The organism is Claveliimonas bilis (assembly GCF_030296775.1).
Lineage (GTDB): Bacteria > Bacillota > Clostridia > Lachnospirales > Lachnospiraceae > Claveliimonas > Claveliimonas bilis.
Genome location: NZ_AP027742.1, coordinates 1,382,635 through 1,402,770 on the forward strand (window position 1 = coordinate 1,382,635; position 20,136 = coordinate 1,402,770).

Annotated in this window: 22 protein-coding genes and 1 other annotated feature; of the genes, 20 read left to right on the plus strand and 2 right to left on the minus strand. The window is 45.4% G+C overall.

Annotated elements, in window-relative coordinates:
• The first annotated feature begins 11 nt into the window (after positions 1 to 11).
• From R2J37_RS06670 to R2J37_RS06685, 4 genes are all read left to right on the plus strand, one after another.
• Positions 12 to 443 carry a MarR family winged helix-turn-helix transcriptional regulator gene (locus tag R2J37_RS06670; RefSeq protein ID WP_230107526.1) on the plus strand — a complete coding sequence of 144 codons (432 nt, stop codon included), beginning with the start codon at positions 12 to 14 and terminating at the stop codon, positions 441 to 443.
• Between the two features lie 145 nt (positions 444 to 588).
• Entirely contained in the window at positions 589 to 1,185 is a 597-nt protein-coding gene (locus R2J37_RS06675; RefSeq protein WP_230106500.1) for a DUF3793 family protein, read from the plus strand.
• Positions 1,186 to 1,227: 42 nt separating this feature from the next.
• Complete coding sequence (locus tag R2J37_RS06680) at positions 1,228 to 1,662, plus strand: flavodoxin (RefSeq protein ID WP_316266780.1); 435 nt, start codon at positions 1,228 to 1,230, stop codon at positions 1,660 to 1,662.
• A gap of 39 nt (positions 1,663 to 1,701) precedes the next feature.
• Positions 1,702 to 1,983: a DUF2325 domain-containing protein gene (locus tag R2J37_RS06685; protein WP_230106498.1), complete on the plus strand. Its 282-nt coding sequence runs from the start codon at positions 1,702 to 1,704 to the stop codon at positions 1,981 to 1,983.
• Positions 1,984 to 2,337: 354 nt separating this feature from the next.
• Here the strand turns inward: R2J37_RS06685 and R2J37_RS06690 are convergent, their stop codons facing one another.
• The gene (locus R2J37_RS06690; protein WP_316264893.1) at positions 2,338 to 3,651 is read right to left on the minus strand and encodes an IS30 family transposase; all 1,314 of its coding nucleotides are present in this window, start codon (positions 3,649 to 3,651) and stop codon (positions 2,338 to 2,340) included.
• A 226-nt stretch (positions 3,652 to 3,877) separates the two neighbouring features.
• Here R2J37_RS06690 and R2J37_RS06695 point away from each other — a divergent pair, with 226 nt between their 5' ends.
• The 14 genes from R2J37_RS06695 (at position 3,878) to R2J37_RS06760 (ending at position 16,891) form a co-directional block, all read left to right on the plus strand.
• On the plus strand, positions 3,878 to 4,378 hold the full coding sequence (locus tag R2J37_RS06695; RefSeq protein WP_256195363.1) for a GNAT family N-acetyltransferase: 501 nt from the start codon (positions 3,878 to 3,880) through the stop codon (positions 4,376 to 4,378).
• A complete protein-coding gene (thyA, locus tag R2J37_RS06700) occupies positions 4,375 to 5,223 on the plus strand; it encodes a thymidylate synthase (protein ID WP_316266783.1) in 849 nt (282 codons plus the stop codon). The genes R2J37_RS06695 and thyA overlap by 4 nt, the downstream gene beginning before the upstream one ends.
• Positions 5,224 to 5,251: 28 nt before the next feature.
• The gene (locus tag R2J37_RS06705; RefSeq protein ID WP_316266785.1) at positions 5,252 to 5,743 is read left to right on the plus strand and encodes a dihydrofolate reductase; all 492 of its coding nucleotides are present in this window, start codon (positions 5,252 to 5,254) and stop codon (positions 5,741 to 5,743) included.
• 5 nt (positions 5,744 to 5,748) lie between these two features.
• Positions 5,749 to 7,026, plus strand: a complete 1,278-nt coding sequence (locus R2J37_RS06710) for a glycosyltransferase family 4 protein (RefSeq protein ID WP_316266786.1) — start codon at positions 5,749 to 5,751, stop codon at positions 7,024 to 7,026.
• A 16-nt stretch (positions 7,027 to 7,042) separates the two neighbouring features.
• A complete protein-coding gene (locus R2J37_RS06715; RefSeq protein WP_316266787.1) occupies positions 7,043 to 7,729 on the plus strand; it encodes a PHP domain-containing protein in 687 nt (228 codons plus the stop codon).
• Between the two features lie 92 nt (positions 7,730 to 7,821).
• Positions 7,822 to 8,080 (plus strand) — a binding site (T-box leader).
• Positions 8,081 to 8,136: 56 nt separating this feature from the next.
• Positions 8,137 to 9,855 (plus strand): biosynthetic-type acetolactate synthase large subunit, encoded by a 1,719-nt coding sequence (ilvB, locus tag R2J37_RS06720; protein WP_230106492.1) that lies wholly within the window; start codon positions 8,137 to 8,139, stop codon positions 9,853 to 9,855.
• 18 nt (positions 9,856 to 9,873) lie between these two features.
• Positions 9,874 to 10,383, plus strand: coding sequence for an acetolactate synthase small subunit (gene ilvN, locus R2J37_RS06725; RefSeq protein WP_230106491.1), 510 nt, complete (start codon positions 9,874 to 9,876; stop codon positions 10,381 to 10,383).
• A 118-nt stretch (positions 10,384 to 10,501) separates the two neighbouring features.
• Positions 10,502 to 11,527, plus strand: coding sequence for a branched-chain amino acid aminotransferase (locus R2J37_RS06730; protein WP_230106490.1), 1,026 nt, complete (start codon positions 10,502 to 10,504; stop codon positions 11,525 to 11,527).
• Entirely contained in the window at positions 11,527 to 12,279 is a 753-nt protein-coding gene (locus tag R2J37_RS06735) for a class I SAM-dependent DNA methyltransferase (protein ID WP_316266789.1), read from the plus strand. Before R2J37_RS06730 ends, R2J37_RS06735 begins: the two co-directional genes overlap by 1 nt.
• A 101-nt stretch (positions 12,280 to 12,380) precedes the next feature.
• Positions 12,381 to 13,256, plus strand: coding sequence for an Hsp33 family molecular chaperone HslO (gene hslO / locus R2J37_RS06740; RefSeq protein WP_230106488.1), 876 nt, complete (start codon positions 12,381 to 12,383; stop codon positions 13,254 to 13,256).
• A gap of 29 nt (positions 13,257 to 13,285) precedes the next feature.
• Positions 13,286 to 15,193, plus strand: a complete 1,908-nt coding sequence (locus R2J37_RS06745; protein ID WP_230106487.1) for an NAD(+) synthase — start codon at positions 13,286 to 13,288, stop codon at positions 15,191 to 15,193.
• 19 nt (positions 15,194 to 15,212) lie between these two features.
• Positions 15,213 to 16,118 carry a hypothetical protein gene (locus R2J37_RS06750; RefSeq protein ID WP_230106486.1) on the plus strand — a complete coding sequence of 302 codons (906 nt, stop codon included), beginning with the start codon at positions 15,213 to 15,215 and terminating at the stop codon, positions 16,116 to 16,118.
• Positions 16,054 to 16,485: a C-GCAxxG-C-C family protein gene (locus tag R2J37_RS06755; protein ID WP_316266792.1), complete on the plus strand. Its 432-nt coding sequence runs from the start codon at positions 16,054 to 16,056 to the stop codon at positions 16,483 to 16,485. The genes R2J37_RS06750 and R2J37_RS06755 overlap by 65 nt, the downstream gene beginning before the upstream one ends.
• A 46-nt stretch (positions 16,486 to 16,531) precedes the next feature.
• Positions 16,532 to 16,891 (plus strand): hypothetical protein, encoded by a 360-nt coding sequence (locus R2J37_RS06760; protein ID WP_316266794.1) that lies wholly within the window; start codon positions 16,532 to 16,534, stop codon positions 16,889 to 16,891.
• Between the two features lie 73 nt (positions 16,892 to 16,964).
• Here R2J37_RS06760 and R2J37_RS06765 read toward each other — a convergent pair whose 3' ends face one another.
• Complete coding sequence (locus R2J37_RS06765; RefSeq protein WP_256195378.1) at positions 16,965 to 17,651, minus strand: S1 RNA-binding domain-containing protein; 687 nt, start codon at positions 17,649 to 17,651, stop codon at positions 16,965 to 16,967.
• A gap of 196 nt (positions 17,652 to 17,847) precedes the next feature.
• Between R2J37_RS06765 and R2J37_RS06770 the strand changes: the two genes are divergently transcribed.
• Both R2J37_RS06770 and R2J37_RS06775 read left to right on the plus strand, forming a co-directional pair.
• Positions 17,848 to 19,494: a putative manganese-dependent inorganic diphosphatase gene (locus R2J37_RS06770; RefSeq protein WP_230106482.1), complete on the plus strand. Its 1,647-nt coding sequence runs from the start codon at positions 17,848 to 17,850 to the stop codon at positions 19,492 to 19,494.
• Between the two features lie 25 nt (positions 19,495 to 19,519).
• On the plus strand, positions 19,520 to 20,110 hold the full coding sequence (locus R2J37_RS06775) for a flavin reductase family protein (RefSeq protein WP_230106481.1): 591 nt from the start codon (positions 19,520 to 19,522) through the stop codon (positions 20,108 to 20,110).
• Positions 20,111 to 20,136: the final 26 nt, after the last annotated feature.

Sequence of the window (20,136 nt, forward strand, 5' to 3'; positions counted from 1 at the left end):
AGGATGATATGATGCAGGAGCGGCTCCCTATCGGTTTTTTGTTCAAACAGATCAATAATGTATATGAAAAAGATTTTAATAACAGGCTGCGTACGCTGGGAATAACAGCCTCCCAATGTGCAGTGCTGGATTATCTGTTTCACAGCAGAAAAGAAGAGATTAACCAAAAGGATGTGGAAAAGGCATTGAGCCTGAAAAATCCTACGGTGACAGGGTTGCTGAAAAGGTTGGACGAAAAAGGATTTATACTGATCGTCCCCAGCACGAAAGATAAGCGATGTAAAAACATTTATCTGACGGAGAAGGCCTATGATATTCAGAAAAGAATGGAGGCGGACCGCAAAAAGATCGATAAAGAGCTTACGATCGGAATGACAAAAAAGGAAGTCCAGGCTTTGCAGAAGATGTTAAGCCGGGTACTGTATAATGTATCAGAACCATAGAAATATAACAAAGAAGGCGTCGGATGTTCCGATGCCTTCTTTTTGAAATTGATAAAAGTTATCAAAAAATGTATTGATAATTTGAGTGGGATATGCTATATTGTTAAAAGCAAATGATAATCAATTTCAAAATACGGAGGAATTTATGCCGGTAGAAGTGGTTTCTTACCTTTTGTCAGATGGAGATGAAGTGAGGAGGATACAGTCACAGCTTGTTCTGCAGTGTGCCCCTTTCCTGAAAGGAATTAAGCTTGCAGCGATTACGAACATGGCGCCGGATGCCTGTGAAATGCTGGAGAGGATATTGGAGGGATCCGGTATTTCCTTTCGTATCCTCGCTTCCGGGAAGAAACGTTGTCTTGTATTTTTGTATCGGGAAGAAGCGTTTGCCAGATATATACGGACCGGGAAAATAAGAAGGTTTCTTTCTTCTTACGGATACAGAGGGTATATGGTAAAAGAAACGCTGGATCGTTTGTCGGAACGGATCGGCATGTACTCCAGAGAGGATATTTCCTTTCCGCATGAGATTGGAGTGTTTCTTGACTATCCGCTTCGGGATGTAGAAGGCTTCATTCAAAACGGAGGAAAGGATTATCTGTTGTCCGGGTACTGGAAAGTATATCATAATCCGGAGCGGGCAAGAAAACAGTTTCAGGCATACGACAGAGCCAGGAACGAGGCGGTAAAAGAGCTGCTGGCCGGAAAGCGATTTACGGAAATTGTGGCATGGGCGGCTTAAAATGTCAGTTTATTGATTTTTACATGATAGGAGGATGCAGGTATGAGTATTGCAGTTGTGTATTGGAGCGGAACAGGAAACACACAGGCTATGGCGGAGGCTGTCGTGAAAGGGATCGTAGAGGGAGGAGCAGAAGCGGAGCTCCTTTCAGTAGATCAGGCGGATGCGTCAGAAATTGCCAGAGGGGATGTATTTGCCCTCGGATGCCCCTCCATGGGTGCGGAAGAACTGGAAGAGTCGGAGATGGAGCCTTTCGTACAGGAATTGGAAGGGAGGGTGAGCGGAAAGAACATTCTTTTATTTGGTTCGTACGGATGGGGAGACGGAGAGTGGATGCGCACCTGGGAAGAGCGCATGAAAGCGGAAGGAGCTGTGTTGATCGGAGGATCGGGAGTGATTGCCAACGAGGCCCCGGATGAAGAGGCGCTGAATGCATGTGAAAAGGCAGGGAAAGCATTGGCGGAAGCGGCGAAATAGGATAGGAAAAGAGGATTCGGACAGAAAGGAGATTATGACATGAGTATTGTGATTATTGGCGGAAATGAACGGATGGAATGTCAATATAAGCAAATCTGTAAAAAATATAATTGCAAGGCAAAAGTATTTACGAGAATGGCAGGAAATTTAAAAACACAGATTGGGCGTCCGGATCTTATCATCCTTTTCACCTCTACGGTGGCCCATAAGATGGTACACTGTGCTCTGAAAGAGGCGGAGCGTTATGATGTACGGGTGGAGCGTTCCCACAGCAGCAGCGCAAATGCACTGGACGGCATTCTAAGAGAGTGTTGTAATTAATCTGTGAAAGGATGGAATTGCTGTTTCAAAAAGAGTATTTTCGGCAGGACAGGGAGAATTCCCTGTCCTGTTTGGACTTAAGAAATCGCTATTTCTATCTGCTAAATTGAAATTTTAAATTCCGGTGAAGAGGTAAATTCCACCATACTTTATTTTTCGCGGATTTTACAGGGGATTTTTAAGCAAAATCTCCAGTTTTCTGTTATAATTAGCTAAACTCATCGAAAAATACTTGATTTCTGGGCATGGGAAACGGACCGCTGGAATACGGTGTGCGGGACTGAATTCCACCGGCCACATCTAAAAAATGTGAAACGTTTACTTCCAGTCTGACAGCAGATTTCGATCAGTTGATTAGTGATTAAAGCGGATCAGCTTAGGCGTCAGATTTACCTCATCCGGGGCAATCGGTCTAAGCTGAAATGCGTTTAAGACCTCTTCTCCAAGTGCTTCCAACGCGACGCTGTATGGCGTCCTCCCACCCAGGCTTTCCCTCGGTGTGGAATTGATATGGTTCACAATCAGGTTTACGTCCCATTGTGTAAGGAATTCAAAACTGGTTCCTTTTGGGAGGATCATCCGCAGCATCGTGTGTGCTTGTTCCAATCCGCCCTTCTGCCCACTCTGCATCGGGTCACAGTAATAAATGCTGGAACGCTGTATTCCGTTTACGCCGGTTTCCAAAGCATCCGGATCACCAAATTCAGAGCCCCGGTCCGTGAGGATATATTCAAACACGGAAGTAAATTCATAGGTTCCCATACGCTTTTCCAGACGGTCAAAAACAAGACGGACAGCGCCTTTGGTGCAGCGGTTCATCAGAAAAGCAAGGAAGAGTTTTTCTTTGGTGAAAAACATGGTCAGCAAGGTCTTTTTTGATTCCCTGGAAGAATGGACAGTATCCATCTGGACATAGCCTGTAAGGGCAAGGGAACAGAAGTCATGATATAATCGGTTGCTAAAGACTGCTCTGTCCGTGATCTGTGTTTTATGGCACCTTCTTGGTTTGAAATGAACTTTCCGTTTCAGATCTATGTTCCTTGCCGTAAAGAGTCCCTGGTCAAGATACGAATACAGGGTACGGACGGACATATCCAGCTCCGGATGGTTTGTCAGGATATGATAGGGAGACTGTCCCTGTTCGATCAGAGGGGAAATGATCTGATCCTTTTTGTGAAGCTCCCGTTTGGTCATGTTAATACCTGTTCTAGAATCCCGGAGTTTTTCCCGGTATTTCCTGTCAGCGAACCTGGCGTTATAAGAGTATTTGTGGGCAAGCGTGCAGTGATTGATTTTTTTCGTACAGCCGTTGCAGACATAGGGAGCCCGGTCAAGCCTTACGCAATGCTCTTTTTCAAAGTTTCTGCAGGTTTGGTTGCAGGTAGGACAGGATGCGCATTTGATTCCGCACAGGACAATCTTTCCACAGGCGTTCGTTTTCTTACAGTGATAGCGGTGAATACAGAAGTTTTTGGCATTATAGAAAGTCCCTTTGTGATACCAGTCTGAGAGACGGTGAGCCCTGACTTCTTTAGAGATTGTAGTAGGATCCTTACACAGGAACCTGGCAATATCCTTAAAGGAAGTGCCCTTATTTAGTTCGTTTTCGATATAGATACGGTTTTCAAGGGTAAGATGTTTTTGGTTACCAGGAATATATTTACTCATGATGAGCCTCCTTCTACTGCTGTCAGAAGGAGAGATAACCATACCATGGATGTATGAAAGAGTAAATATCAACTGTGCAGAAGTAAACGCTACTACCCGTAGGAGAGGTGGAATTTAAAATTTCATTTTTGGGCTATTTCTATCTGCCGGGTTTTCCTTGAACCATGAGACGGAAACTGATATAATATTTCTATGTGGAAAAATAAGCAGAAAGAAGGATAAAAGATTGAAGAAAAAGCCGGAATTTCGGTTCGCTTTCCCGGAAGATACGGGGAAGATTTTATTTTTTATAAAGAATCTTGCCAGATATGAAAAGTTGGAAGACGAGGTGGTGGCGACAGAGGAACTTCTCAGAGAGTGGATCTTTGAAAAGAAGAAAGCAGAGGTTCTTTTTGCGTTGGAAGATGGAAAAGAAGTAGGGTTTGCTCTGTTTTTTTATAACTTTTCCACATTTCTTGGCAGAGCCGGAATCTATTTGGAAGATCTGTTTGTTCTTCCGGAATATCGCGGCAGAGGCTATGGAAAAGGGCTTCTTAGAGAGCTGGCCCGGATTGCGGTAAAGCAGAGATGCGGCCGCCTGGAATGGTCCTGCCTGGACTGGAACCGGCCAAGTATTGAGTTTTATTTATCTCTTCATGCACAGCCGATGAAGGGGTGGACAGTTTACCGCCTGACAGGTAACAGCCTGAAAAATATGGCAGGATCAGACGAGGAGGAAATGCAATGAGTTATGCGGATAAAATCTTTATTCAGATGTGCCGGGATATTATAGATAATGGGACAAGTACAGAGGGAGAAAAGGTGCGCCCGGTGTGGGAGGACGGCACCCCTGCCTATACGATTAAAAAATTCGGGGTTGTGAACCGTTACAATCTGGCGGAAGAGTTTCCGGCCCTGACACTTAGAAGGACGGCGATAAAGAGCTGTACAGATGAGCTTTTGTGGATCTGGCAGAAAAAATCAAATAATATTCATGACCTGAAGTCCCATATCTGGGACAGCTGGGCAGATGAAAGCGGATCCATCGGAAAAGCATACGGTTATCAGATGCAGGTGAAGCATCAGTACAAAGAAGGAATGATGGATCAGGTGGACCGGGTGATCTTTGATCTGAAAAATAATCCTTACAGCAGAAGAATTATGACGAATATTTATGTTCATCAGGATCTTCATGAGATGGCGCTGTATCCCTGTGCCTACAGCATGACATTTAATGTGACAAAGGAAAAAGGGAGTGAAAAGCTGACGCTCAATGGTATTTTAAATCAGAGATCCCAGGATGTCCTGGCGGCAAACAATTGGAACGTATGTCAGTATGCCGTACTGCTCCATATGCTGGCACAGGTGTGTGACATGAAAGTGGGCGAATTTGTTCATGTGATCGCCGATGCCCATATCTACGACCGCCATATTCCGATGATCGAAGAACTGATGCAAAGGGAGCCGCTTCCGGCGCCGAAATTCTGGCTGAATCCGGAAGTGAAGGACTTTTATGATTTTACGCCGGACGATGTGAAACTGCTTGATTATGAGACTCATGAACAGATAAAAAATATACCGGTAGCTATATAAATTTTTCGGGAATATAAGGGAGAATAAGATGAATTTAATCGTGAATGTAGATAAAAACTGGGCGATCGGAAAGGGAAATAAACTTTTGGTAAGCATTCCCCAGGATATGAAATTCTTTCGGGAAACAACGACAGGAAAGGTTGTTGTGATGGGGCGCAAGACACTGGAGAGCTTTCCGGGAGGTCAGCCTTTGAAAAACCGGACAAATATTGTACTGACATCGGATAAAAGTTACAAGGCAGCCGGAGCTGTTTTGGTGCATTCCATGGAAGAACTTATGGAAGAGTTGAAAAAATACAGCCAGGAAGACATCTATGTCATAGGCGGAGAGAGTATTTACCGCAGTCTTCTGCCCTATTGCAGCAAGGCATATGTAACAAAAACGGAACATGCCTATGATGCGGATACGTGGTTCCCTGACCTGGATGCGGATCCACAGTGGAAGATGACAAAGATCAGTGAGGAACAGACCTATTTTGATCTGGAATATTATTTCACGGTCTATGAAAGGATATCCTGAGAGTAATGAGAATATTGAATATCACAGCCCAGAAGCCGGACAGTACAGGGAGCGGTATCTACCTGTCAGAGCTTGTGAGGGAATTGGAAAAGGAAGGGCATACACAGGCGGTAATTGCCGGTGTATACCCGGAAGATGAGATCCTTCTTCCGCCGGATGTAGAACGGTTTTTTGTATATTTTCATACAGAAGAGCTGCCTTTTGCCATTGCCGGGATGTCCGATGAGATGCCTTATGAAAGCACGGTGTATCGCACTATGACAGAAGAGATGACAGAACAGTTTATGACAGCGTTCCGAAAGAAGATCAAAGAGGCTGTCGTTAAATTTCGCCCGGATCTGATCTTGAGCCATCATCTTTATCTTGTCACAGCCATTGCAAAGGAATGTGCCGGCAGTATTCCGGTTTATGGATTCTGTCATAATACCGACTTGCGGCAAATGAGAAGCCATGGCCTGCAGAGGAGCTATATCAGAGAGCATATAGCTGCCCTTGACAGGATCTATGCCCTTCACGATGAACAGAAACAGGAAATTCTGGAGCTGTTTCCTGTGGAGGAAAGCAGGATTTATCTTTCCGGTATCGGGTATAATGCTGAAATTTTCTGTGAAGCATCATCCCGCAAGGCTTCCCCAGGGGAAGCGAGGGAGGTGAAAGAAGGTACACAGATTATTTTTGCAGGCAAAATCACACAGAGCAAGGGAGCGGCAAGTTTGATAAGAAGCATGGATTATCTGGCAAAGAAGATGCGGGAAGATCCGGCTTTGAGGGATAAGGCCGGTTCCATCAGGCTGTTCCTTGCGGGAGGAAGCGGAAACCGGGAGGAGTATGCCGGGATTCGTAAGATTGCAGAAAGATCCCCCATTCCGGTTGATTTCCTGGGGCGACTGCCGCAAAAAGAGCTGGCGGACAGATATCGGGAATCTGATGTGTTTGTCCTGCCTTCCTTTGGTGAGGGGCTGCCTCTTACTTTGATTGAAGCACTTGCATGTGGGGACAGGGCCGTAGTGACAGACCTGCCGGGGATCCGTCCCTTCCTTACCAGTTCAGTTCCCGATGCACCGGTCTTTTATGTGAAAGCGCCAAAGGCGGCGGAAAAGGGAGCGGAAAGCGGGAGACAGGATCCAAAAGAGCTGAAACAGTTTGAACAGGAGCTGGCAGATCAGATTGCAGCGGCAATCGCAGTGGGCAGACAGCCATGCCCTGATCTTTCCGAAATTTCATGGAAAGCTGTGTGTAAAAGAGTGTTATGCCCGGGAAAAGAGAGATTAGAAAACGGATAACATAAGGAGGGGTATTGTGTTTATCGATTTGCATATGCATGAGATGCGAAATTCGGGGGACAGTTATCTTACGTTGGAAGAAATCGTTGAAATTGCAAAGAAAAAAGGATTGGATGCTATATGTATCACTGACCATGATAATATGGATATTCGTTCTTTTGCAAAAGAATATTCGGCAAAAACAGGGTATCCCATCTTTGTGGGAATTGATTTTTACTCTCTTCAGGGAGATATTATCGCCTATGGGATCGAGGATTACCCAAGAGAGCGCATTAGCGCGCAGGAATTTATTGATTTTGTCAGAGAACAGGGAGGAGTCTGCTATAGCGCACATCCTTTTCGGAATAACCGGAGGGGAATGGAGGAACATCTTGATGAGGTGACAGGGCTTTCGGGAATTGAAGTGCTCAACGGAAGTACACACAGAGAGGCTTGCATGAAAGCCGCAGAATATGCGAAAAAGCTGGATCTGATTCCGGTGGGGGCCAGTGATTGCCATGTACCGGAAAAAGTAGGAGTGTGTGCAACCTATTTTCCAATGGAAATACAGTCAGAAACAGATCTGGTCCGGGCTTTTCGCAGCGGCGGTATGAAGCCCGCTTATTATAAAGATGGAGCCTATCATATTGTGGAGATTGACGATATGGATGCATTTCCCCAGGAGGAGTGGATTTCTTCTAGGAAAAATAAAGAAAGAGGATAAATTTGCAACCTTGACAATTCCGGAGGGTATCCATTATAATATCACTAATTTACCAGATTTTATAATTTAAAATCAAAGAAAGAATTTATGGGAAAAATGCTATGACAAGGAGGAGTACATAGACACCGGATGCCAAGAGAGAAGATGGATGGTGAAAATCTTCGTGAAGGGTTTGTGGAAGTAGCCTTCGAGCAGTGGACCGAACAGAGGGAAAACATTTCCTTTTTAGTAGGCTCCAACGTATTTCCGGCGTTAGCGGAAGCAGTATCGGAGAAATTCCCGTACTGACAGAGTGCAGAGACATTGTTTCTGAATTTAGGTGGTAACACGGATGAAAGATTCGCCCTAAGCTTTTTGGCTTAGGGTTTTTCTTTGTTCGTTCCTAATAATCAAAAGGAGGTAACAGTATGAAAAAAATATCTGGAAACAAATTACTGGTAAAGGCCTTGAGAGAAGAAGGAGTGGATACAATTTTTGGCTATCCCGGAGCCTGTACAATTGATATCAGCGACGAGCTGTATAAGCAGGATTATACGAAAGTTATTCTGCCAAGACAGGAAGTGGCCCTGGTCCATGAGGCAGATGCCTATGCAAGGACAACCGGAAAAGTAGGAGTATGCCTTGTTACAAGCGGACCGGGAGCTACCAATCTGGTTACAGGGCTTGCGACTGCTAATTATGACAGTGTGCCATTGGTGTGTTTTACAGGACAGGTGGCAAAACATCTGATTGGAAATGATGCTTTTCAGGAGGTAGATATTGTAGGGATTACAAGAAGCATCACAAAATACGGAGTGACAGTCAGGAACAGAGAAGATCTTGGAAGGATTATTAGGGAAGCCTTTTATATTGCACGGACGGGGCGTCCCGGGCCGGTGCTCATTGATCTTCCTAAAGATGTGATGGGAGAACTGGGAAGTGCAGAATATCCGTCTGAAGTAAATATCAGAGGATATAAGCCAAATACTCATGTACACATCGGGCAGCTTAAGCGGGCGATTAAAATGCTTGGCAAAGCAAAGAATCCGCTGTTCCTTGCGGGAGGAGGCGTTAATATCGCCCATGCACAGGAACTGTTTACGAAACTCGTGGAGAAGACAAATGTTCCTGTTGTAACAACCGTTATGGGGCGCGGAGCGGTTCCTACAGATCATCCGCTTTTTATCGGAAACCTTGGTATGCATGGGGCGTACGCAGCAAATATGGCGGTAAACAACTGTGATCTTTTGTTTTCCATTGGTACCAGATTCAATGACCGCATTACCGGGAAACTGCATTCTTTTGCACCTTGCGCGAAGATCGTCCATATTGATATTGATACCTCTGCTATTTCAAGAAATGTGCAGGTCGATGTGCCGATTGTTGCCGATGCTCATGAAGCAATTGAAAAAATGCTGGAATATGTGGAAGTCTGCGAGACAAAAAGCTGGCTGGAGCAGATTGCTGATTGGAAGGCAGAGCATCCTCTCGTGATGAAGAAACGCCCGATCATGACTCCTAAAGATATTATTGATGAAATCAATGAAAGTTTTGAGGAAGCCATTGTCGTGACAGACGTAGGGCAGCATCAGATGTTTACGGCACAGTTCCTGGAACTGAAACCGGGAAAGCAGCTTATCATGTCCGGCGGACTTGGTACAATGGGATATGGCCTGCCGGGGGCTATCGGCGCCAAGATTGGAAATCCGGATAAGCCGGTTATCTCCATTTCCGGAGATGGGGGAATGCAGATGAATATACAGGAGCTTGCCACAGCAGTGCTGGAGGAGCTTCCGATCATCAGCTGTATTTTCAATAATAGCGTACTTGGGATGGTACGTCAGTGGCAGAAGCTCTTTTACGGCAAACGGTATTCTATGACCTGCCTGCGGTCAGGAGCAGCCTGCAGAGGTAAATGCGGCGAGGTAGAGTGTCCTCCTTATACGCCTGACTTTGTGAAACTGGCGGAAAGCTATGGAGCAAAAGGCATCCGTGTAACGAAAAAGGAAGAGATAAAACCGGCCTTTGAAGAGGCAAAGAAGAGCAAAGTGCCTGTTGTGATTGAATTTCTGATCGATCCGGAAGATCTGGTATATCCTATGATCCAGCCGGGCGGAACATTGGAAGATATGATTATGGATTGTTAAGAGAAAGGAGAGAAAAGAATGAACAGTACAATGAAAAAAAGATGGATATCCCTGTATGTGGAGAACCAGGTAGGCGTTCTCTCCAAAATTTCCGGACTTTTTTCCGGGAAATCTTATAACCTTGACAGCCTTACTGTCGGGACAACAGAAGATCCGACGGTGTCCCGTATGACGATTGCCACAGTCAGCGATGATGAGACATTTGAACAGATCAAAAAGCAGCTGAACCGTCTGGTAGAAGTGATCAAGGTCATTGATTTTACCGATATTTTTGTACGTATGAAGGAAATCCTTTATATTAAAGTAAAAAACTGTACTTCTGAGGATAAGATCGAGGCCTTTCAGATTGCAGAGACTTTCAAGGCAAAAGTCATTGACTACGGAAAAGACAGCCTTCTTTTAGAGTTCGTCCAGACCGCGACAAAGAATGATGCAGTTATCAAACTGATGAAGGAAGAATTTAAGAGTATTGAAGTAGTGCGGGGCGGAAGCGTAGGAATCGAATCCATCAGTATGATGGAGCGCTAAGTTACTATTCACAGCTGATAATATGCCCGGCAAAAAAACAGAGTGCACTCTTGAATTTTGTATATGACAGTATTATAATGAAAAAAGATTAATAAAAGAAGGAACGGAGGAATTATCCATGGAAAAGAAAAATATTGACTGGTCAAATCTGGGATTTGCCTATATGCAGACAGATATGCGATATGTCTCCAACTATAAGGACGGGGCATGGGACGAAGGGGCTTTAACCTCCGATGCAAATATTGTACTGAATGAGTGTGCCTGCGTGCTTCAGTATGCACAGACATGTTTTGAAGGCTTGAAGGCATACACGACAGAGGATGGACATATTGTAACATTTCGTCCGGATCTGAATGCCAAGAGAATGGCTGATTCCGCAGCACGTCTGGAGATGCCGGTATTTCCGGAAGATCGTTTTGTGGAGGCGGTTCATAAAGTAGTGGAAGCCAATGCAGCATACGTTCCGCCGTATGGTTCCGGGGCAACGTTATATATTCGTCCATATATGTTCGGATCCAATGCGGTCATCGGCGTAAAGCCGGCAGACGAATACCAGTTCCGCGTATTTACTACTCCGGTAGGACCATATTTCAAGGGAGGCGCAAAACCGATCACCATCCGCGTATGCGATTACGACCGTGCAGCGCCTCATGGAACCGGACATGTAAAGGCAGGACTGAACTATGCTATGAGCCTTTATGCTATTGTTGACGCACATCAGAAAGGCTATGATGAAAACATGTATCTGGATGCAGCTACAAGGACTAAGGTGGAAGAAACAGGCGGAGCTAACTTTATCTTTATTACAAAAGATAATACGGTAGTTACACCTAAGTCCGGCACAATTCTGCCGTCCATCACAAGACGTTCTCTTCTCTATGTAGCGGAGAAATATCTGGGACTTAAGACAGAAGAAAGAGAAGTTTATCTGGATGAGGTAAAAGATTTTGCAGAATGCGGTCTGTGCGGAACGGCAGCAGTTATTTCCCCGGTAGGAAAGATTGTGGATCACGATAAAGAGATCTGCTTCCCAAGCGGAATGGAAAAGATGGGACCGACCATCCAGAAGCTTTACGATACACTCACCGGAATCCAGATGGGGCATATCGAAGCTCCGGAAGGCTGGATCCATACAATCTGCTAATGGAAAGCTATACCGGATTCGCGGAAGTCTATGATACATTTATGGATAATGTTCCCTACAGGGAGTGGGCGCAGTATATAAGAAAGCTTCTGGAAAGAGAAGAAATTGACAGTGGTCTTGTTCTGGATCTTGGATGCGGCACCGGAAGCATGACGGAAGAATTGGCATCATACGGTTATGATATGATCGGTGTGGACAACTCTGAAGAAATGCTTGAGATTGCCATGAATAAGAAGGAAAAGAGCGGCCATGACATCCTCTACCTTCTCCAGGACATGCGCCAGTTTGAACTGTACGGGACCGTAAAGGCTATTGTCAGTGTCTGTGACTGTATCAATTACATAACAGAGGAAGATGAGCTGGAGCAGATTTTCAGATTAGTCAATAATTATCTGGATCCCGGAGGAATTTTTATCTTTGATTTCAATACAGAGTATAAATACAAAGAGATTCTTAGGGATGAGACGATTGCGGAAGAGCGGGAAGAGTGCAGCTTTATCTGGGAAAACTATTATGATGAAGCAGAAGGACTGAATGAATATGCACTGACTTTGTTTGTGCAGGAGAAGGGCGATCTTTACCGGAAATATCAGGAAATTCATCTGCAAAGAGCGTATACTCTGGAAGAGATGAAGGCACGGATCGAAAAAAGCGGTATGAAGTTCGTGGCTGCCTATGACTCCTACACGGAGCAGGCACCTACCAAAGAAAGCGAAAGAATATGTATGATGGCAAGAGAGTGCGGAAAATAGGCCGCACTCTTTTTGTCTGTGGTGCTACTTGTAAAGAAAGACAAAACATATTACAATAAAAGGTAATGTACAGAAAAAAGAAAAGAAAGGAATTTCAATAGATGACAGATTATATCGTAAGAGCAACAGCGGCGGAAGGGCAGATCCGTGCCTTTGCGGCAGTAACCAAAGATACAGTGGAGGAAGCAAGAAGAAGGCATGGAACAAGCCCGGTGGCAACGGCGGCGCTTGGAAGGCTTTTGACGGCGGGAGCCATCATGGGAAGTATGATGAAAAACGATACAGATATGCTGACCCTTCAGATCAGAGGGGACGGGCCGCTGGGAGGGATTACTGTAACAGCCGACAGCCATGCCAATGTCAAAGGATATGTGCTGAATCCGGATGTAATGCTGCCGCCCAAAAACGGTAAGCTTGACGTAGGGGGAGCAGTAGGGATCGGTCTTTTGACAGTCATCAAGGATATGGGGTTAAAGGAGCCTTATTCCGGGCAGACCATCCTTGTGACAAGTGAGATTGCAGAGGACCTGACCTATTATTTTGCCAATTCAGAGCAGGTCCCTTCCTCTGTCGGACTGGGTGTTCTTATGGATAAAGACAATACAGTAAAATGCGCGGGAGGATTCATTATCCAGCTTATGCCTTTTGCAGAGAACAAGACCATAGACCAGCTGGAGGAAAATCTGAAAAAGGTGACTTCAGTTACAAAGCTTCTGGATGCCGGATATACACCGCAGCAGCTTCTGGAGGAACTGCTGGGAGGTATGGGACTGGAGATCACAGATACGATGCCTGCCAGATTTTACTGCAACTGCTCTAAGGAAAGAGTGGAGCAGGCAGTTGTCAGCATCGGCAAGAAAGATATAGAAGAGATGATAAAGGAAGGCAAAGATATTGAGGTGAAGTGTCATTTCTGTAATACAGCCTACAAATATACTATAGACGAACTGAAAGAAATCCTGAAGCGGAGCAAATAGTGCCTGGGGAAAGATAGGAGGATAAGAACGTGAAACATGGTTTTGTGAAAGTGGCAGCCGCAAGCTGCGATATCCGTGTTGCGGATGTGGATTACAATACAGAGCAGATCTGCCGGATGATCGATGAAACTACAGAGGCCGGAGCCAAGGTTGTTGTGTTTCCGGAGCTTTGTATTACCGGATATACGTGTGGAGACCTGTTTACTCAGGATGTTCTTCTTAAGAGAGCAAGAAAAGCCCTCTGGAAGATTGCGGATTACACGAAAGAGAAGGATGCGCTGGTCTTTGTAGGCGTGCCTTTGGCGGTAGAAGGAGAGCTTTACAATACGGCGGCGGCTCTGAACAGAGGAAAAATCCTGGGGCTGACTACAAAGACATTTCTCCCTAATTATGGAGAGTTTTACGAGATGCGCCAGTTCAGAGAGGGACCAAGAGAGGTGCGTGAAATTGAATTTGGAGGAGAAAAGATTCCTTTTGGACCGCAGATACTCTTTGTGTCCGGACAGATGGAAGATCTGATCGTATCGGCGGAAATCTGTGAAGATGTGTGGTCTCCGGTACCGCCCAGCATACAGGCGGCAAGAGAGGGGGCAACTATCATTGTCAACTGCTCTGCCAGCGATGAGACCATCGGGAAAGCCGCATACAGGAAAAGTTTGATCGAAGGACAGTCTGCCCGTCTCATTGCCGGATACGTATATGCAAATGCCGGGGAGGGGGAATCTACGACAGATCTTGTTTTTGGCGGGCACAATATGATAGCGGAGAACGGAACGACGCTGGCGGAAGGGGAGAGATTCCGAAACGGCGCCATCTATTCTGAGATTGACATTCAGCGTGTGATAAGCGAGCGGAGAAAGAATACCACTTTCCAGACAGAAAAGACGAGGAAACTGGTGCGTGTTCCTTTTCAGGTGGAGATGACAGATACATTTCTGACAAGAGAATTTCCTTCCCGTCCCTTTGTGCCGGATTCCTCCGAAGAAAGGGAGAAGCGCTGTGAGGAAATTCTGATGATCCAGGCTATGGGGCTGAAGAAGAGACTTGCCCATACGCATGCTCAGAGTGCGGTTGTGGGCATTTCAGGCGGTCTGGATTCTACTTTGGCGCTGCTTGTGACAGCAAAAGCTTTTGATATGCTGAAAATGGACCGAAAAAGGATCATTGCGGTGACAATGCCCTGTTTTGGGACAACGGACCGAACATACAGCAACGCCTGTACCATGGCGGTAAGGCTGGGCGCCCAGTTGAGAGAGGTACAACTGGCCGAGTCAGTGACCATGCATTTTCGGGATATCGGTCATGATATGAATGATCACAGCGTCACTTACGAAAATGCGCAGGCGAGAGAGAGGACCCAGGTTCTGATGGATATTTCCAATCAGGAAAATGGAATGGTGATCGGAACCGGAGATATGTCTGAGCTGGCACTTGGCTGGGCCACCTATAACGGAGATCACATGTCCATGTATGGGGTGAATGCTTCCGTGCCAAAGACGCTGGTGCGTCATCTGGTACGCTATTACGCAGATACATTGGAGGATAAAGAACTCCAGGCCGTACTCTATGATGTGCTGGATACGCCGGTGAGCCCGGAGCTTCTGCCGCCGGAAGACGGACAGATCGCGCAGAAGACAGAGGATCTGGTGGGTCCTTATGAGCTTCACGATTTCTTCTTGTATTATTTCCTGCGTTTCGGATATGAACCGGATAAGATCTACCGGATCGCCCGTCTGGCTTTTGAAGGAGAATATGAGAAAGAAACAATTTATAAATGGCTGGAGACATTTTGCAGAAGGTTCTTTACCCAGCAGTTTAAACGATCCTGTCTGCCGGACGGACCGAAGGTAGGAACCGTTGCGCTCTCACCGAGAGGAGACTGGAGGATGCCAAGCGATGCCTGTGCGTCAGTCTGGCTGAAGAACCTGGAACAGTGATGGGAAGGAGACAAGAAATATGAAGGCAGAAGAGATACAGAATGTAGACCATCAGGAAATTGACCGGAGAGTGAGGAATTATTGGCTTCAAAAAGGACTTGGGATAACGGGCGTTGTTCTTGTAGTCCTGCATGGCCTTTTGCTCTTTGCAGGTCTGGACCGGATTATGTGGATCGGGGGATATACTAATGTTGTTACCCGGATCTGTATTATTTTGAGTCATTATGTGATCGTTCAGATTTTGATTTTTGTTATTCAGGGAGCAGAGACCCAAATTTCAGGAAGTCTGACGAAATCCTGCGATCCTTTTCTCTATGAGGCGTGCCTGTATCGGGTCGGCGGAGGAACGAAAAAGCAGATTAATCTGGCCCTTGCCCAGTATTATGAAGGTAATTTTGAGCAGTCCTGGGATACCATAAGCAGGGTCAGCCCGGACGGACTGAAGAAGAAGTATAAATATAATTATTATATGTTAAGATCCGCCCTCCTCTTTCGTCAGGGAAGAGCAGGAGAGGTGAGAAATCTCGAGGATGAATTTCAAAGAACGATCGGAGGAAGGGAGGATACGGTCTATATGCAGCTTCTGTGTGCGTCCAACAATATGAGACGCGCGCTGGAAAACAAGGATTATCCTTCTGCCTATGGATTCCTGCAGGATTATACCCGCCTGTACCAGCGTGATTCACAGCCGTGGGTTAAAGTCGGGATTGCCTGCTGGGAAGGCGTGCTGGAGTATTTATGCGGCAATGAGACAGGGGCAGACGCAAGACTTGCCTATGTGGAAAAATACGGCGGAAAGTTGTTTTATGTACAGGAGCTTAAAAAGATAAGAGAGGAAAAAGGAAAGGAGGAGACAGAGGATGAAGGAAGAACATCCGGAGAAACTTGCCAGAACAGCAGTGGAGAAATTTCAGAAGATGTATAACTGCTGTCAGTCAGTGGCCTGTTCTGTGTGTGAAGAATATGGGATAAGTGAGAAGGATATGTTTCGCCTTACAGAAGGGTTCGGCTCGGGAATCGGAGGGCTGAAGGATACATGCGGAGCCGCTATGGGAATGTTTTTGATCATCAGCCTTGCCGGAAGCGCAGGAGATATGGAGCAGCCTATGCTTACAAAATTTGAGACATATGACAGGATCCGGGAGGCTGCTGAAAAGTTTCAGGAAAAGTGCGGTTCACTTTACTGCAGGGATTTAAAAACCCAGGAAGGGGCACAGCCCCTTCCATGCTGTACTTTCTGTGTAGAGGCAGGAGCGCAGATCCTGGAAGAAATGTTGAAAAAAATGTCATAAAACAGGAAATGCGGGCATATATATGGAAAAAGGAGGAAAGTTTGAAATGAAAGAGGAAAGATTTCTAAAACTTACATATATTCATGATATTGCAACCATTGTTTCCATATTTTTGTCCGTATTTCATGTGATGAAGGGGACAGGCAGCAAAATTCGGGATGTGCTCTGCGGATCATTTCTTGTTATGCAGATTTTTGCAGCGTTAAAGATAGGAGCCAGATTTTTGGAAAAGAAAAACGATCTGCAGAAATCCATGGAAGAGCTGTATCACAGGTCAGAAAAAGAGTGGGGGGCAGGATGGAAATCGTCCTTGCTCCTTTATGTCCTGATTTCTGTCACTGTGTTTTTTAAAGTCGGAGTCCCCCTTCTGCTTGGGAAAGATAATGAAAAAGAGAGCGGTGTATGATGCGTTTACAGAACATACACAGCCCTCTTTTTGTTATATGAGAAAGTCCCAGGGACTTTTCCTTTTTCAATTTTTACAGATTCAGTTTCTTAAAAAGATCGCCGAGATTTGTTCCGATATTCTCGGATTTTGGTATTTCCACTTTTTCTTCCGGTTCTTCCTTGACCTCTTCCAGCGCTTTCATGCTGAGACTGATCTTTCCATCTTTGACTCCAATGATCTTAACGTTTACTTCATCCCCTGTATTCAGCACATCTTTTGGGGATTTTACACGTTTCTGGCTGATCTGAGAAACATGTACCAATCCGGACAGGCCATCTTCCAGGCGGACGAAAGCGCCGTAGGGCTGCAGACTTTCTACCGTTCCTTTTACTACGCTGCCGATTTTGACATTGGCGATCTTTTCTTCCATGGCTTTCTTTTCTTTTTCTTTTAAGATTTCGCGGGCAGATAAAACAAGCCGGTTTTCTGCCTGATTGACTTCGATCACGCGTACCTCAATATCTTTTAAAAGATAGGTTTCCAGATCTTCGATATAGGATAAGGATAAGCGGGATGCAGGAATGAAGCCTCTAAGCCCTTCTACCATGGCAATCGCTCCGCCATTTACGATTCCTTCAACTTTTACCGGGAGAACGGTTTCATTTTCCAGGTAGCTCTGGACAACATTCCAGGGATTGGCATCATCAAAATGTTCCTCATAGTCTGCCATGGTTTCCTCTGGTTTGTTTTCTTCTTGTTGTAATAATTCTTCACTCATTTTGTTAGTCCTTTCTCATAACCGTATTCTATGTGCTTTCACATACTATTAGTAGTATAGCATGAAATACCAGGATTGTTCAAAGAAAAAAGCAAAGATACGGGATTTTTTAGTTGACTGGACCGGGAAAAAATGGCAAGCTTACATTATAAGATGCCGCATAAGCAAGAAGGCGGCTTTGGCAGGGAGTGAAGATATGGAAAAAAAGGCAAGAAAAGTATATGTGATCGGACATAAAAACCCGGATACGGATTCCATTTGTTCAGCGATCGCTTATGCAAATCTGAAACGTGAAATGACAGGGAGAGAATATACTGCAAAGAGAGCAGGCCAGATCAACGAGGAGACACAGTATGTACTTCATAAATTTCATGTGGATGCGCCGAGGCTTCTGACGAATGTCAAGCTGCAGGTTAAGGATATGGATATTCATAAAATAAAAGGGGTGGAACCGGGAGTTTCCATTAAAGAGACATGGGAACTTATGAAGAAACAGTCTGTAAAGACGATTCCGGTTATAAAAGAAGGGGAACTTGTGGGGCTGATCTCCACAGGAGACATTGCCAAATCTTATATGGATGTATATGACAGTACGATCCTGGCAAAAGCCCGGACGCAGTACAAAAATATTATTCAGACCCTGGATGGGGAATTGATCACAGGAAATGAACACGGATATTTTGTAAAAGGGAAGGTGGCAGTAGGCGCTTCCAGCACAGATATGATGGAGGAATTTATTCAGAAGGATGACCTGGTGATCCTGGGAAACCGTTATGAATCTCAGGCGTGTGCCGTTGAAATTGATGCCAGCTGTCTTGTTGTATGCCAGGATGCAGAAATTTCAGAGGAACTGATCCGTAAAGCGGAAGAGCAGAGTATTGTCATTATACGTACGCCTCACGATACTTTTACGGCGGCAAGGCTCATTAATCAGAGTATACCGGTCAAATATTTTATGAGCAAGGGACCGCTGACTGTTTTCCGTATGGATGACTATGTGGATGATATCAAAGAACAGATGACGAAAAAGAAGTTCCGCGATTTCCCTATTCTGGATCGCCATGGAAATTTCAAAGGATTTATTTCCAGGCGGCGTTTCATGGATGTAAGCAAGAAGCAGGTCATTCTGGTGGATCACAATGAGCGTTCCCAGGCGGTAGACGGAATTGAAGAGGCAGAGATTCAGGAGATCATAGATCATCACAGGCTTGGAAATATTGAAACAATGGGGCCGGTATTTTTCCGTAATCAGCCGGTGGGCTGTACCGCTACAATAGTAGGACAGATGTACGAAGAAAACGGAGTGGAATTAACTCCGGTCATGGCCGGTCTTCTGGCCTCGGCGATCATATCAGATACTTTGCTGTTCCGTTCGCCTACCTGTACGATGGTGGATCAGAATATGGCAGAAAAGCTGGCAAAAATTGCCGGTATTGATCTGGAGGAAATGGCGGCGGAAATGTTTCATGCAGGAAGCAGCCTGAAAGGCAAAAGTCCGCAGGAAATCTGTTTCCAGGATTTCAAACAGTTTAATGTCAATGACAAAGTGTTTGGGGTAGGACAGATCAATTCCATGAATAAAGAAGAACTGAAAGAGATCAGGGAGAAGCTTCTGAAATATCTGGAAGAGGCAAGAAAGGAGCAGAAGCTTCACATGGTTTATTTTATGCTTACAGATATTCTGGATGAATCTACAGAATTGCTTTGCTGCGGACCGGGGGCAAGGGATCCTATCATTGAGGCTTTCGAACGTCCGGAGGACGAGGATCCGATTATATTAAAGGGAGTCGTCTCCAGAAAGAAACAGCTGATTCCTGCTCTTGCAGGGGCATTGCAGCAATAGGAAAGGCAGGAGGAAGAAAAGGAGTATGGAGAAGGAAATATGGAAGGCAGGAAACATGGTTTATCCGCTTCCGGCGGTAATGGTCAGTACGGCCGATAAGAAAGGGAGAGCCAATATCCTGACTGTAGCCTGGACCGGCACTGTGTGTACCAATCCGGCCATGGTGTATATTTCTGTGCGTCCGGAAAGATACAGCTATTCTCTTTTGAAAGAAAGCGGGGAATTTGTCATTAATCTGACGACAAAGAAGCTTTTGTATGCGACGGACTGGTGCGGGGTGAAATCCGGACGGGATGTGGATAAATGGAAGGAGATGCACCTCACCCAGGGGAAAGCCCATAAGCTTTCTTATGCCCCGGTGATCAAGGAATCTCCGGTTAATATTGAGTGCCGGGTTACAGAAGTAAAGGAGCTGGGAAGCCATCATATGTTCCTGGCAAAGGTGGAAGCAGTGCAGGTGGATCCTGAGTATATGGATGAGAAAGGAAAGTTCCATTTGAATCGATCCGGCCTTATTGCCTATTCTCACGGTGAATACCTGGAGATTGGGAAGAAACAGGGAAGTTTTGGATATAGTGTAAGAAAGGAAAAGAAAAAAAGGCGTCCGGTCAGATGACCGGGCGTCTTTTTTGGAAGCGAGTG